Below are 15,252 nucleotides of genomic sequence, written 5' to 3' on the forward strand. Positions count from 1 at the left end.
GGCTAAAGTAAAGAATTGTTTCGAGGTAGATTTCCTGCAAACCCCTGATAAAGTGAAACTTTAATCAGTGAGGTTTTGTTCATCCCCCACTGATTATGAGCCCTCACCAATCGGGCTTTTACGGGCAGCCCGACCTCCATCTAACTTCTTTATTTCCGCTGAATTTTGAGGTGGGGGTCATACTGCCCGTTAATGCGGGATAAAGTATAAAAAAAGAACAGCAATTAATGCTGTTCTTTGCTAGTGATGAATTGTTGTAAATCAAAAGGAGTTATCGCTTGGATAAATTCTTTTGAGATAAGTGTTTGAACAAGAGTACTCTCAGAAATAGAAGCACCTGTTTTCTTTTCATAAGCTTGTTTCAATAAATCAAGTTTTTCAGCCGTTTCTTTCGGTAATTCAATTGTTAAAGTGTTCATAATTTCTCCCCCTTACTATTAGAGTACCACTACAATATAGGAGAGACAAGAAAAGAGAATGTGAAACATAAAAAAGGTTACCATTTATAAATGGTAACCTTTTTTATGTATAAGAGTTATTAAGCAATACCGATATACTTTAAAGTTTTTGATGGAGTACTATGATCAAAGAAGTGTTGTAAAAATGCGATATCAACACCTGATTTGTATGCGCAATATCCCCAAGTTTTTCGAAGTGTATGTGAGCTAATCCCTTCTAATCCAACTTCTTTTGCAGCTTTGTTTAAAATGTACCACGCATGTTGTCTCGTAATAGATTTTGTTCCTTTTTGAGACTTTAACAATGGTTCATTACGTTTCCAAGTTTTACGTTCTTTCATGTAGTCTTCGATTGCGTGCTGTAAGTCTTCATTTACAGCGAACCATTTATGTTTTTTTACTTTTTCATTGTAAAATAAAATGGAATGGCGAACATTTTCGTTTTCATCGATTACATCACTAACTTTTAATTGTAAGATTTCACTTACTTTTAAGCCAGAATTTACAGCTAATACGAATAGTAAGCCATCACGTTTCGAAGATTGTAAAAGTATATTTTTGATAGTTTCTAATTGTTTTTCGTTTTGAATAGGTTGTCCTGCTTGTTTCATTTCACGCACTCTCCTCTTTTATATGTGTAAAGGAAAGGATTAACTTGTTTTTAACTATAAAGGGAGAGTGTGAATTTCATGTGAACTCCTAGTGAAATTAAGACAAATTATTTGACTTCTTTTACTTTTTGTAAATTAAAGTAGAATACAACGCTATTAGTCGTGTTATATACACCGTACTCAGCATGGTGGAGATCTAAAATGTTTTTTACAATAGATAAACCGAGACCAGTACCACCAGTATGACGGCTACGAGATGCATCTAAACGGTAGAAGCGATCCCAAATTTTTTCAAGACTTTCTTCTGGGATAGGATTTCCTGTGTTTTCGATTTCGACTTTTACTGTATCTTCCATTGCTATAACGGAGACTTGTATTTTTTCTCCATCTGGCGTATAGCGAATTGCATTGCTAAGTAAGTTCACAACCACTTGCTCAATACGACTACGATTCGCTTTCACAACTATAGAAGAGTCTACATCTATGTTCACTTGTAAATGCTTTTCTTCCATGCTAAATAATAATTTTGTATAGACTTGTTGAATTAATTCACCGATTGAGAATGTCGTCATATCTAGTTTGTACGTACCTGATTCTAATTTTGCTAATTCTAACATTTCAACAATAAGTCTGTTCATATTTTCTGTTTCTTCTAAAATAACATCTGTGTAATACGTCGTATCTTTACTAACACCATCTTTAATTCCTTCTGCGAAACTTCTAATTACACTGAGCGGTGTTTTTAATTCGTGTGATACACCAGAGATGAATTCTTTCCGCGTTTTTTCTAATTGACGTTCACGTTCAATATCTTGTTGTAATTTTGTGTTTGCAACATTTAATCGATCGATTCGATCTTTTAAATTTACAGATAACGTATTAATACTACCAGAAAGTCCGCCAATTTCATCGTCTGCTGTTACAGGTAATTTCTCGCTAAAATCAAAGTTGGCCATTTTCTTTGTAACGCGATTGATTTTAATTAATGGTTTCACAATGATTTTTGAGTAGTAGAAGGATAACAAAATAATTACGAGAAATACGATGATTAAGGCATAGACATAATAATCTTTTAAAACGAGCATCGCTTCATTAACAGGTTGCAAGGATGCTATCGCAAAAGCATATTCTGTAATCTCTCCATTTTCTATAATAGGTTTTACAAAGATACTATTCTTTATATTCTCCCCGCTATCTATGATATAAGTGTTTAATTGCTGCGAGTTAGCAGTGCCATTTCTAATAAGCTCTGCAAAATATTGAACGGCTTGTAATGTTTCAATATCATTTGCAAGACGAACCTCGGCTTTCGATGGAAGCTGTAACTTAGATATAGTACCAGTAAACTCAATTTGAGTAACAGTTTTGTATCGGTTTGTAAGTCTATTTTTAGAAGGATTACCATTAATAGATGAAAAATCTGAATTGGTATATTCGTTTTGCCAATGATTATAATTTGTTGTCAATTTTATTGGTGTTATTGTTTTGTTTTGTAGCAAACCTACGACGTTTATCACATCGTCTTTTTTCAATCCTAAGTTTTCGAATTTCTTATATTCTTCGGGTGTTAAAAGATTATTAAGCGGAATGGAATATGTTTCATGATTTTTAGGATTAAATACATCAATGTAGTAATTGTTGTCGCTTTTAATAATGCCATTCTTATTTAAAAATTGCATGTCAGCATTTGTTTTATCATGAAATTCTTGTTTTAGTTTTCTAACTTCCTCAGGATCTTTTTCGCTTTTTTCATAATTAGCTACGAATTTTTCAAAAGCAGTTTGAACGGTTTTTACTTTTTTATTGATATAAAATTTTTCTAAAAATAGAGATTGCCCTAGGAAAAAAAGGAGGAATATGATTGTAAATAATGTTGATGTTAATAGAAATAGTTTAAAGACGATACTTCTGTTTTTCACTGCGTCACCTCTTGTGAGAAATACTGTAAATGATTACTTTATTATAACAAACGTTACAAAAAAGTAGAGGAGAAAATCTGTCTCTTTCGAAAGTAGTTTTTAATAAAAGGTCACATAAAAAGAACTCGACAGACGTATGACGAGTTCTTTAATGTATTATTGTTGAATTGCTGCATCTAAAGCGATTTCAATCATTTCGTTAAATGTAGTTTGACGCTCTTCAGATGTTGTTTCTTCACCAGTGAAGATGTGATCGCTTACTGTTAATACAGATAACGCATTTACACCGTATTTCGCTGCTAATGTGTAAAGAGCAGTTGTTTCCATTTCTACTGCTAGTACACCGTAATCTCCAAGTTTTTTCACTATGTCCATGCTCTCACGGTAAAATACATCTGCTGTTAAAACGTTACCAACACGAACGTGTAAGCCTTTTTCAGTTCCAGCATCGTAAGCTTTCTTTAAAAGATCAAAGTTTGCAGCTGGTGCAAAATCAAAACCTGGGAATGTTAAACGGTTCATATTAGAATCCGTACAAGCTGTCATTGCAATAATAACGTCACGTACTTTTACGTCTTTTTGAATCGCACCGCAAGTTCCAACGCGAATTAAATTTTTAACTCCGTAGCTTTGGATTAATTCGTTTACATAAATAGAAATAGAAGGAACACCCATACCTGTACCTTGAACAGATACGCGTTTTCCTTTATAAGTTCCAGTGAATCCTAACATTCCACGAACGTTATTATAGCAAGTAACGTCCTCTAGAAATGTTTCCGCAATATATTTTGCACGTAATGGATCACCAGGTAATAGAATAGATTCAGCAATTTCGCCTTGTTTTGCTTCAATATGTACACTCATGAAAAGTCCTCCTTATAATGTATTGATAGAAATCAATATCATTTGCATTATACACTACGAATCCTTTTAATTAAAATCTTTTAATTATTTGTAATATGTTCAAAGCAGGAGGATTTCATAAATCACAATCTAGAATATATAAGTTAAGAAGTTTTGTATGAACAGAGACAATAAAAATAGTAGGTGATGTCTTGAAAAATCTTGTCATTGGATTTGTTGCTTTGTTATTTATTGTAGTAGGAGGATTTTACATAAAAAAGTATCAAGAAACAACAGAGACTGTAGGTGATGTTCAGGAAGTAAAATGGGATGTGTCAAATGGAAAAGGAAATGAGAAAGCAGATATTTTGTTTCAATTATTAAATAATAAAAATAGCGAAGTACGTGGTGTGAATGATCAAATTCGGGCAGTTATTGTAGACGGACAATTAAAACATGTACAACAAATGAAACCTACATTTGCAGGAAATGGATCATATAAAGTATCTTCTAAAATAGCGAAAGATGAAGGTTATACAATATTTTTATATGAAGACAAAAATAAGTCTGTGCAATCATTTGCGAAGAAAGATTTTGGGAAGGAAATAGAGGAGAAAAATAAGAAAAAAGTAAAGTTTCCAATCGATAGTGTACTTACAAAAAAAATAGGGGAGTATGAAGTTTCTCTTTTATTCGGTGCACTGCATCCGAATGAGCCAGTGACGTTAACATTTCAATTTCAAGCGAAAAAGGGTGAGAAATTGAAATTACATGCAGAGAGAGGAGAAGTGGAGGCGCTCTATATTGTGGATGAAACGAGAGAAAATTTTTTATATGCAATCCCTGTTGATACAGAGGGCCAATTACAATACCGTATTACATTTCCTGCCGAAGGAACGTACAAAATATGGGGAGATTTCTATATAAATGGTAAGAAATATGAAAAAGAATTTATTGTACAAGTTCAAAAAAGAAAAAACAGCTAACTATTTAGCTGTTTTTTCTTTTTCCTATTAATTTTGTTACAGAGAGCATTGTAATTGGTAAAGAATGATTCTTTCTAAATGCTAAATATTTACCGCTCCATGTTGGTTTATATTTTTCTTTAAAATGTCGTAACCCGCTGAAACTATATGTGTAACGAACATTATTAAAGATGGCAGCAGCAACCCGTTCAGACCAGAAAGATTGTGTCGATAAACCTACATTTGAAAGTGGTGCCATACCAATATTAAAAGAGTGGTATTCATTTTCTTTTGCCCACTGGAATAGGTGGATGAAAATTGCATCCATAATGCCGCTAGGCGCATCTGGATAATAGCGCATTAAATCAACAGACAATGATCCGTCTTGATATACGGGCATAAATGTCGTGAATGCAATGATTTTTCCATCTGCATCAGATAATGTAGCGATAGGAGCACGGCTAATATATTCACGATCAAAGTATCCGAGTGAGAAACTTTTCTCTTTTTTTCCACCGAGCCATGCATCTGAAACTTTTTTTAATTCTTCAAATAGTTCATCTGAGAACGGCGGCTGGTGAATAGAGAATATATAGCCTTCTCGTTCAAAACGGTTGAAAGTCGCTCGCATACCGGCGCGTTTTTTTCCTGTTATTGTAAATGCATTCAAATCAACGACAGCTTCTTCACCAAGCTTAAAGAAGTTGTAACCAAAATCATGATATAAACTCATCCATTTACTTTCGATTTGGTAGAATACACAAATGTATCCAAATCGGTCAGCTTCAGCTAAAAACTCTTGTAACACAGTACGGTAGGAGGAAGGATCTCCAATTGGATCACCTAGCACAACAAGACGTTTTCCAGTTATAGAGAAGAGAAGGAGCGCTTTCCCATCACTACTAAAGAAGAATTGTTTATCGCCTAAAAAACCTAAATGACTAAGTACATTTCCGCCATGTTCATCTAAAAAGTTTTGTAATCTTTTATCATTAGCTGGTTGCCCGGGAAATTCATTTCGATAACGATTAGCAATGAGTGAGCCAATCAGTAAAAATGTAGGAACGAAAAAGGCAGCTGCTAATGCACTTCGTTTTACTTGCGTAATATTACGAACGACAAAATCAGGTTTAAAAGCTTCTTTTGCACCTGCAAATAAAATACCTAAGTTTTTATATAAATATAAAGTTATAAGTAAGAATATAAAAACTTTTACGATATCAGAAAGTGAGACTTCCATTTTCTCGCGTACAAATCTTTTGCGAAGCATATATAATACAGCGAGTACAATTAATAAAATAAACGTTTCTTCAATATCAATCCCTTTTAGCGTATTAAAGATAGCTGCTCCGATTAAAGAAATAATCGTCATATAGTAAGAACGTTTTGTTCCATAATATATGCCTCGTGAAAGGATCAGGAGGAGAATACCGAATGTTAGTGATAAGCTAAAAGAAAATTGAATAAGATGTTTTGGAGCTAGAATATGTAAGGCGTGTGCTCTGTTTATACTTGTCGGTAGAATGGTCGATAAAATAACCATTAATCCAGCAAATACTGTTAAAGCAGCAGAGGCCCACGAACCTAGTTTTCCTAGAAAATCACGCTGCAAAGTCCATATAACACCAGTTGTTTCTAATGCAGGCGCAATAAAAGGTTTGTCTTCAAACTTTTTAATGGCCACGCCTGTCATTTCAAAAGCTGCAAAAATAAGACCAAGGCAGAATGGTAAAATGTAATAGACGAGGCGATATAATAACATAGCAGGTAGTAATACGCCTGTATCAATACCATATTGTCCGAGCCCAGTTAAAAAGACAAGGTCAAATGAACCAAGTCCACCAGGTACAAGACTAACAACACCAGCTAAAGCAGCAATTACATACACACCTAAAAACTTTTGAAATTCGATATCAATGCCAAATAATATTAGTATGACGTACATAACAATACCAGCAGATACCCACTCAACTAATGAAACTAATGAGTATAAAACAGTTGGATTTTTCTCTTCTTCTCGTTCATCTTGTCCTTCGGTTTGCTTTGGTTTTCTATTTTTTAGTTTAGAAAAGCCAATGTATATAGGGACGAAAAGGGCGAAGAAGATCAAAACAGGCCATAGCCACGGTTTTTCATGCAAAATAAAACTTGTGTCTAATATTCCAATAAGGCCGAGGAATGAAAGAATAGCGAGTCCGTTAATAAAAGCAGTTGTCATCCAGGCGATACTTTTAATCAGTTTGCCATTTTCTTTTATGTATGGACGATAAAGCATCGTACGTACACCCGCTCCAACGAGACCACCAAATCCAATAAATCCATTTAAGGTATTAGCAATCCATGAGATACGAAAAATCTTTTGGACAGGTATATCAGCTTTTAAATAACGAAGCATAACATAGTCGTAAAAGAACATTGTTGATACGGCAAATGCACCAAGTGTAATGGCTAAAAAGACTCCTCCGGTTGGAATGTTTTTAATTGTATTGATTGCTTCTAAAAAAGAAATGCCTGCTAATTCTTTTTTTGCTTGAAAGAATACAATGGTTAATACAACAAATGGGAAGATAATTTTCCCGATTTGTAAGAAACGTTTCCATGAAAACGACATAAATACAACTCTCCTTGTATAAGAAAACTGAGACAATAATATTATTATGACAAACTTCAAGAAAAATAAAAAGGTAAATTCCTGTATAAGGAAGCTATTTTTTATAAGGGTTATATTTAAAAGAGTATTTCGTTTGTCAGAAAATTAAGTTAAAATGAATTGAAAGAAGGAAGAGAGGGGAAGTAGATGATTATAATAGGTTATGCGGGATATGAGCTAGAGAAAGCAAAACCTAATACGTCAGAAGATTTTTTTAATAGATCTGAAGTGACATATATATTAAATGATAAAGAAAGAATCTTTTCTGTTTTATATGTTCGATATTTTGAAGAAGTTGTACAAGAAATTACTCCTTTTGAAGGAAATCCGGTATGTAAAGTAGAAAATCAAGACATATATTTGCGGGATATTGTAGCGATCTGTTGTTTACTGAAAGAGAATGAGCTTCGCATGCAAAAACGTTTGTATTTAAATAATATAGAAGAATTCCAACAATATTTTGATGAGGAAATAGTCGTGAAAGTACAAGAAATATTGGCTGAATTACATAAAAATAAAAGAGTAGAAATAGAGTGAACTGGCAAAGGAGAGGGAAAAATGTCTAATCTAATGGTGGAAAATCAAACAGAACAAGTTTCTATGTTTTTAGAAGATGTTATTCATTTGATAACCAATTATGTAAATTATCATACGTTGCCTTCTTTATTAGAAGAGACACCGGCAGGAAACGAACAATATTATAAAGGGTTATTAGCGTCAATAAGACGTCTTCTCGTTTTTTGTGAAGAAGGGCATGATGCGTGTTTTGTTTTGTTAAATAGCCAGCCATTTCGAAAGACAGCAGCTGAAAAGATTTTATATAAAATTTATCATCAAGTAATTGCAGAGTTTTTTTCACCAAAGAGTGATCATTGGTATGAAAATAGTCGGTCTGCTTATACAGGGAAAAACTCCATCGTTTTTCAACAAACGCCACCTGCATCTATAGAGCAAGTAATGAAGAATTTAGAAGGTAAATTTCAATTGATGCGTGAAGAACTAGAATATTATGAGACGGATTACCAAACAAAGATGTTACACAAATATTAATTGTGAAAAAGAAGCTAAGGGTACTTAGCTTCTTTTCCTTTTGTACAGTTATATAAGGGGTTTCCTTTGAATATATTTAAGGGGATAGCATTAAGGAGGTGTAACATGAGTCAGCAAGGTGTATTCACAGATTACTTTCATGAAGTAGAAAGCTGGTGTGAAAGTGTTCTTCACGTATTAGATAGCCGTGCAATGGAAGTGTATGATGTCCATATGCTTGCTTATAAAATTCAAACGTTATTAGACCGTATGAAAGAGCATGAGTATGATACAGATGCAGAGTTTATGTATGAAATAAGTGATGATGTAGAACATATTCAGCATCATTTGCAGGAAGTATTCGTGCAGGGAGAAGAGGAATATGAACTATGTGAAAGAGGGGATAGTGAACGAGCTGTTCCAATTGGAGGGCATATACTCCCACCACTACCTTATCCATATAATGCGTTAGAACCGTATATTTCTAGAGAAATTATGATGTTACACCATGATAAACATCATCGTAGTTACGTGGAAGGATTAAATAAGGCAGAGAAAATGATGGAAGAAGCGAGAAAAACAAATCAATTTGATTTAATTAAGCATTGGGAAAGAGAAGCTGCTTTTCATGGATCAGGTCATTACTTGCACACAATATTTTGGAATAACATGAAAAAAGGTGGCGGCGGAAGTCCAAGAGGGGCTCTTTCACACCGGATTGAACAAGATTTTGGAAGTTTCTTGCGTTTTCAAAAACATTTTACAGAAGCAGCCTCTAAAGTGGAAGGTTCAGGATGGGCAATTCTCGTTTGGGTTCCGCGATCGGGAAGATTAGAAATTTTACAGAGTACACTTCATCAATTATTTACACAATGGGATACGATACCGCTCCTTGTACTAGACGTGTGGGAACATGCGTATTATTTACAATACCAAAATCGAAAAGATGAATATATTAAAAATTGGTGGAATGTTGTAAATTGGCCGGATGTAGAAAAAAGATTTGAAAGTGCAAAACAAATAGAATGGACACCTTATTAGACGCAGGTTCTCTGCGTCTTTTTTATTGGAAGGAGAGGGAGATTTCGTTCATATTTTAAAAGGCCAAGCATACACTTGTACAAAAAGTGCCAAAAGGACGTGGGGGGAAATATGAGACGAATTTGTGTAATCATTACGCTTCTTATTATGTACGCAAGCGTTATACCAATTCCTACATATGCAAAGATGAACAGCAATGTCAGTGCTCGTAATGCTGTATTAATGGAGCAACATTCTGGACGTGTATTATACGGAAAAGCAGAACATGAGCCGCAAAAAATTGCTAGTATAACAAAAATTATGACGGCCTTGTTAGCTGCTGAATCAGGAAAAATGAAAGAAAAGGTATTAGTAAGTAATGAAGCGGTCAGGGTCGAAGGATCTGCAATTTATTTAAAGCCTGGACAGAAAGTAAAATTAGAGGATTTAGTATACGGACTCATGCTTAGATCTGGTAATGATGCAGCACAAGTAATTGCTGAAAATGTAGGAGGGAGTATAGAAGGGTTTGTATATTTAATGAATGAAAAGGCGAAACAAATTGGAATGAAAGATACTCACTTTTCAAACCCACATGGTTTGGATGGAGATGGATCCCATTATTCGTCGGCCTATGATATGGCACTTTTAACAAGGTATGCAATGGGGAACGAAACCTTTAAGAAGATTTTTGGGACAAAAACGTATAAATCAGATTCGTGGGATTATCCGTGGAAAAACAAACATAAACTTGTGACGTCTTATTATGAATTTGCAACAGGAGGAAAAACGGGTTTTACGAAGAAAGCAGGCCGGACGCTTGTTACAACAGCATCAAAAGATGGACTAGATTTAATTGTCGTAACTTTGAGCGCTTCTAGCGATTGGGATGATCATATGAATTTATTTGATAAAGGTTTTGAACGTTTCAAACAAACAAACGTGGTAGGACAAGGAGCTCTTGCTGAAATAACTGAAAAGAAATATGCCAATCATGTTTATACGAAAAATAGTTTTGCGGTACCTTTAACTGAGCAGGAAAGAAAGAATGTCGTATTAAAAGTTGAACTTGATAAAAGTGCGAAACTTAAGGATGGAGTAAAGGTTGGAAAGACAGAAATTTATGTTGGCAATGAGAAAGTTGGAGAACGAAATTTATTTTATAGTAAACGAAAGTTAGTAGCTACAACGGGAGTGTATTGGAATAATGTGAAAGAAATTTTTTCTCATATGATAGGTGTTGGAAGCGATGGTTAATCTCGTATGGGTAGCGATGGCAGTCATAGGGATTGTATATGCCATGATAAATGGAACGATGGAAGCAATCAATAAAGCAGTATTTGATGGAGCAAAAGACGCAGTAACAATTTGTATAGGACTCATTAGTGTTTTAGTATTTTGGCTCGGTTTAATGAAAGTTGCAGAGGAAGCAGGATTGTTAAAAAAGTTAGTGTCACTTTTTATGCCGATAGTAAAAAGGTTGTTTCCAGAAATACCAAAGGACCATCCGTCAATGGGATTTATTTTATCGAATATGATGGCTAACTTTTTTGGGTTAGGTAATGCTGCGACCCCTCTTGGTATAAAAGCGATGGAACAATTGAAAGAGTTAAATGGGGGAAAGGATTCGGCGAGCCGTTCTATGGTGACGTTTCTTGCGTTAAATACATCAGCGATTACTTTAATTCCTACTACTGTCATCTCAATTCGAATGACGTATGAATCAGCGAATCCAACTGAAATTGTTGGGGTAACATTCATTGCACAAGTACTTTCTATGATCGGAGCGATTTGGATTGATCGCTATTTTTACCGAAGAAGGAGTAGGAAGGGGCGGAAAAAATGAGTATTGTTAATACGATATCATTATGGGTAATCCCTTGTGTAATTGGTTTTATCCTTTTATATGGAACGATAAAGAAAGTGCCGACGTATGAATCGTTCGTTGAGGGGGGGAAAGAAGGGATTCAAATTGCAATCTCTATTTTACCGTTTATGGTTGGAATGCTCGTATCTATTTCTATATTTCGAGCTTCAGGTGCATTAGATGCAATGATATCAGTAATGAAGCCGATGTTAGATTTAATTCATGTCCCAGCAGAAATTGTTCCACTAGCACTTATACGTCCTATTTCGGGCTCTGCTGGTTTAAGTATTACGACCGATTTAATTGCCACATATGGACCAGACTCATTCATTGGGCGATTGGCTTCTACGATGCAAGGGAGTACAGATACGACTTTTTATATTTTAACAGTATACTTCGGAGCTGTTGGAATTAGAAAAATGGGAGATGCATTAAAAGTAGGACTTTTTGCTGATTTAATCGGAATTATTTGTTCGATTGTGTTTGTTTCTTTAATGTTTAAGTAATACTATTCATTTTTTATGCTATTTCGCTTATAATACGTATACGACCACTATTAAGGTGTTGCTTAATAGTGGTTTTTTTATGCGGTATTTTTGACAAAATAATGAACTTTTATTGTGAGCAATATGAAAAATATGGACAATAATAAAAGGTAAAAACATGGTTTGACCTTTATATGTTTATTATCATCGCTATGTTGTTTAAGTAAGATGAAGCGAAAAGCCGTCAAGCGTATGCGGTTGCCAAGTCTTTCTAATGTAAGGTAAGATAAATTCGAGGTGAAAAAAAGAAATGGAACGATTACAAAAAGTGATTGCGCAAGCAGGTATTGCATCGAGAAGAAAGGCTGAGGAATTAATTCAGCAAGGAAAAGTGAAAGTTAACGGAAAAATAGTGAAGGAGTTAGGAACGAAAGTAACTCCTCAAGATAAAGTAGAAGTAAATAACATCCCTCTTGAAAAAGAAGAACCTGTTTATTTTTTACTATATAAACCAACTGGCGTAATTTCAAGTGTATCAGATGATAAAGGAAGAAGTGTTGTAACAGACTTTTTCCCGGAGATTACACAACGTTTATTCCCAATCGGACGTTTAGATTATGATACGTCTGGTGTATTATTAATGACAAACGATGGGGACTTCGCAAACGTATTAATGCACCCTAGATATAAAGTTGAAAAAACATATGTTGCAAAAATAAAAGGTCCACTAACAGGTGAGAAAATTCGCATGTTAGAACGCGGTGTTATGTTAGAAGACGGAAAAACAGCACCAGCACGTGTGAAGATTATTTCTTGGGACAAGCGTAAAGAAATGGCGATTGTACAATTAACAATTCATGAAGGACGTAACCGTCAAGTACGTCGTATGTTTGAAGCGTTAGATTGTAAAGTAGTGAAACTAAAGCGTGAACGCTATGCTTTCTTAGAAGTAGGAAGCCTGCGACCTGGTGATGCAAGAGAATTGACACCACATGAGGTAAAACAATTACGTGCATTGGCTTCTACAAAGCCTCGCTAATCGATATTGTGAAAATTTCACCAGTGGAATGCTCCGCTGGTGATTTATTAAAAAATACATATATTCATCACTCGTCGAAGAGAGGGGAAACAATATGAAGAAAAATCGCTTATTATTTCGTGTTATTATTCTGCTCATTTTAAGCGGTGCTGTAGGATTTACACTTTATCAAGGGTATTTCACTAAAGAAGAGAAAATGCAAATTGGAAAAGAAGCACCTAATTTCGTTGTAACAGATTTAGAAGGAAAGAAAATTGAATTAAAAGATTTAAAGGGAAAAGGTGTATTTTTAAACTTTTGGGGCACTTGGTGTAAACCTTGCGAGAAAGAAATGCCTTATATGAATGAATTATATCCAAAGTATAAAGAAAAAGGCGTTGAAATTATTGCGTTAGATGCAGATGAAACGGATATTGCTGTTAAGAATTTTGTGAAACAATACGATCTTAAGTTCCCCGTTGCAATCGATAAAGGTGGAGAAATTATAAAAACGTATGGAGTAATACCATTACCAACAAGCTTCTTGATTGATAAAGATGGTAAGGTGATTCAAGAGATTAAAGGTGAACAAACGAAGGAACAACTGGAGGAGTATTTAAAGAAAATCACTCCGTAATAAAGAAAGCCTTTACATACAAGGCGCTTACCTATAGCGCCTTTGGTTTAAAAATTCTGAGTATTGCGGTAAATTAAGACTAGAATATACAATAGTACATATAGATACAGGGGCGGTGAGAGTGTTGAAAGAAATTAAGTGTGAATGTGGACATGTAAATCCGATAGGAACCGTTTTTTGTGAAGCTTGCGGGAAACCATTTGAAAGCAATGAAAATATAAAACTATTGGATATGCGCTATGAGGGAAGCGCCCGGAGATCTCTCACGCAAACAAAAACGATAGTCGATAAAATTTGGAGTTTTTTCTCTTCTGTAAAAGTCGGTGTATGGCTCATTGTAATCACTTTAGCTGCATCGGCGATTGGAACTATTTTTCCGCAAGAAATGTACATAACTCCAGGGATTGCACCAGCTGAATATTATAAGCAAGAATACGGATTTTTAGGGCAATTATACTATCAATTAGGCTTTAATAATTTATACGGTTCATGGTGGTATATGATTTTGATTGCTTCTATCGGTATTTCACTTGTGATATGTAGTTTAGACCGCGTTATTCCACTTTATAAAGCTTTAAAAAAGCAAGGCGTAAAAAGGCATCCTAGCTTTTTAAAGAGACAAAGATTATATGGCACTGGTACACCGCAAGAGGGAGATTTTGACAAAGTTCAAAAGAATTTAAAGAAAACGAACTATAATGTGAAAGTGGAAGACGGAAACGTTTTAGCAGAAAAGGGACGTTTCTCGCGTTGGGGTCCATATGTAAATCATATCGGTCTTATTATCTTTTTATTCGGTGCGATGCTTCGTTTTTTACCGAGTATGTATGTAGATGAAACGCTTTGGTTACGTGATGGTGAAACGAAAGAAATCCCAGGGACGGATGGCCAATATTATTTAAAAAGTGAGAAGTTTATAAAGGAAGTTTATGATAAAAGTAAGGACAAGGAAGTTTTTGATGAAGCAATTGACCGTGTAGGTGATAAAATGATTGCGAAAAACTTCCAAACGAATGCCGTATTATATAAAGCGGTAGGTGAAAAGATAGCTGGACAAAAACCAAAATTGGAAAAAGTAAAAGAAGTTGAAATTCGAGTAAATGAACCGCTGAAATTTGATCAATTTGCTGTTTATCAATTGAGTTATAGAGAAAATGAATTTAAAAGTATGTCCTTCCGTTTGCAAAATAAAGAAAATAATCAAAAGTGGGGACCGATTAAAGTTGATTTAACAAACCCTGCAGAAAAATATGATTTAGGAAATGGTTATTCTTTAGAACTATTAAGCTATTTCCCTGATTTTTATTTTGATGAGAATGGAAGACCAAATACAAAAACAAAATTACCAAACAACCCTGCATTCGTATTTAAAATGTTTACACCTGAAACACCAGATGGTGAAGTGAGTTTTGTTGGTATACAGCAAAATATAGAAGCTGATGGGAATAACAAATATAAAATGTCCTTTGCAGGTGTGGAAATGCAAAATGCAACAGCACTTACTGTAAGGAAAGATTTAACGCTTTGGATTCTCGGTATTGGAGGATTTATATTTATGGTTGGTGTCATTCAAGGTATGTATTGGAATCATCGCCGTATTTGGATACAACGCGTTAATGATGAATGGTGGATTGCAGGACATACGAATAAAAACTGGTTCGGTTTAAAGAAAGATATTGAAAGAGTACTAGAAGGTACAGCAATTCCGCAACCAAATGATAAAGTAGTCGATAAAAAAATTAGTTAAGGT

At 34.6% G+C, this 15,252-nt stretch carries 15 protein-coding genes; 10 read left to right on the top strand and 5 right to left on the bottom strand.

All coding sequences use genetic code 11. From position 1 onward, the window contains the following. Positions 1-224 precede the first annotated feature (224 nt). The 4 genes from ACTFSI_RS07525 to deoD all read right to left on the bottom strand — a co-directional run bounded on the left by ACTFSI_RS07525 (position 225) and on the right by deoD (position 3,852). Positions 225-419 (bottom strand): DUF3924 family protein, encoded by a 195-nt coding sequence (locus tag ACTFSI_RS07525; RefSeq protein ID WP_001094859.1) that lies wholly within the window; start codon positions 417-419, stop codon positions 225-227. A 119-nt stretch (positions 420-538) separates the two neighbouring features. Further along, positions 539-1,069: a tyrosine-type recombinase/integrase gene (locus ACTFSI_RS07530; RefSeq protein ID WP_000806236.1), complete on the bottom strand. Its 531-nt coding sequence runs from the start codon at positions 1,067-1,069 to the stop codon at positions 539-541. 107 nt (positions 1,070-1,176) lie between these two features. Continuing rightward, on the bottom strand, positions 1,177-2,988 hold the full coding sequence (locus ACTFSI_RS07535) for a sensor histidine kinase (protein WP_000797495.1): 1,812 nt from the start codon (positions 2,986-2,988) through the stop codon (positions 1,177-1,179). A 156-nt stretch (positions 2,989-3,144) separates the two neighbouring features. After that, the gene (gene deoD, locus ACTFSI_RS07540) at positions 3,145-3,852 is read right to left on the bottom strand and encodes a purine-nucleoside phosphorylase (RefSeq protein ID WP_000110703.1); all 708 of its coding nucleotides are present in this window, start codon (positions 3,850-3,852) and stop codon (positions 3,145-3,147) included. A gap of 176 nt (positions 3,853-4,028) precedes the next feature. Here deoD and ACTFSI_RS07545 point away from each other — a divergent pair, with 176 nt between their 5' ends. Then, the gene (locus ACTFSI_RS07545) at positions 4,029-4,817 is read left to right on the top strand and encodes a hypothetical protein (RefSeq protein WP_041184090.1); all 789 of its coding nucleotides are present in this window, start codon (positions 4,029-4,031) and stop codon (positions 4,815-4,817) included. 4 nt (positions 4,818-4,821) lie between these two features. Here ACTFSI_RS07545 and mprF read toward each other — a convergent pair whose 3' ends face one another. After that, on the bottom strand, positions 4,822-7,407 hold the full coding sequence (gene mprF / locus ACTFSI_RS07550; RefSeq protein ID WP_000010859.1) for a bifunctional lysylphosphatidylglycerol flippase/synthetase MprF: 2,586 nt from the start codon (positions 7,405-7,407) through the stop codon (positions 4,822-4,824). Between the two features lie 186 nt (positions 7,408-7,593). Between mprF and ACTFSI_RS07555 the strand changes: the two genes are divergently transcribed. The 9 genes from ACTFSI_RS07555 to resB all read left to right on the top strand — a co-directional run bounded on the left by ACTFSI_RS07555 (position 7,594) and on the right by resB (position 15,249). Continuing rightward, complete coding sequence (locus ACTFSI_RS07555) at positions 7,594-7,983, top strand: hypothetical protein (protein WP_000583784.1); 390 nt, start codon at positions 7,594-7,596, stop codon at positions 7,981-7,983. A gap of 21 nt (positions 7,984-8,004) precedes the next feature. Continuing rightward, complete coding sequence (locus ACTFSI_RS07560) at positions 8,005-8,496, top strand: YpuI family protein (RefSeq protein WP_000067566.1); 492 nt, start codon at positions 8,005-8,007, stop codon at positions 8,494-8,496. A 105-nt stretch (positions 8,497-8,601) separates the two neighbouring features. Beyond that, the gene (locus ACTFSI_RS07565) at positions 8,602-9,516 is read left to right on the top strand and encodes a superoxide dismutase (protein ID WP_000082666.1); all 915 of its coding nucleotides are present in this window, start codon (positions 8,602-8,604) and stop codon (positions 9,514-9,516) included. A 111-nt stretch (positions 9,517-9,627) separates the two neighbouring features. Beyond that, a complete protein-coding gene (gene dacB / locus ACTFSI_RS07570; protein ID WP_197225708.1) occupies positions 9,628-10,752 on the top strand; it encodes a D-alanyl-D-alanine carboxypeptidase DacB in 1,125 nt (374 codons plus the stop codon). Then, positions 10,745-11,341: a spore maturation protein SpmA gene (spmA, locus tag ACTFSI_RS07575; RefSeq protein WP_000247807.1), complete on the top strand. Its 597-nt coding sequence runs from the start codon at positions 10,745-10,747 to the stop codon at positions 11,339-11,341. Before dacB ends, spmA begins: the two co-directional genes overlap by 8 nt. Beyond that, a complete protein-coding gene (gene spmB / locus ACTFSI_RS07580) occupies positions 11,338-11,868 on the top strand; it encodes a spore maturation protein SpmB (protein ID WP_000029511.1) in 531 nt (176 codons plus the stop codon). The genes spmA and spmB overlap by 4 nt, the downstream gene beginning before the upstream one ends. Before the next feature lie 289 nt (positions 11,869-12,157). Then, positions 12,158-12,886: a 23S rRNA pseudouridine(2605) synthase RluB gene (gene rluB, locus ACTFSI_RS07585; RefSeq protein ID WP_000440555.1), complete on the top strand. Its 729-nt coding sequence runs from the start codon at positions 12,158-12,160 to the stop codon at positions 12,884-12,886. A gap of 94 nt (positions 12,887-12,980) precedes the next feature. After that, complete coding sequence (gene resA / locus ACTFSI_RS07590) at positions 12,981-13,502, top strand: thiol-disulfide oxidoreductase ResA (protein WP_197225710.1); 522 nt, start codon at positions 12,981-12,983, stop codon at positions 13,500-13,502. Positions 13,503-13,623: 121 nt separating this feature from the next. Then, entirely contained in the window at positions 13,624-15,249 is a 1,626-nt protein-coding gene (resB, locus tag ACTFSI_RS07595; protein ID WP_000910544.1) for a cytochrome c biogenesis protein ResB, read from the top strand. The last annotated feature ends 3 nt before the right edge of the window (positions 15,250-15,252 follow it).

Source organism: Bacillus cereus group sp. MYBK101-2 (genome assembly GCF_051918845.1).
In the GTDB taxonomy this organism is placed as follows: domain Bacteria; phylum Bacillota; class Bacilli; order Bacillales; family Bacillaceae_G; genus Bacillus_A; species Bacillus_A paranthracis.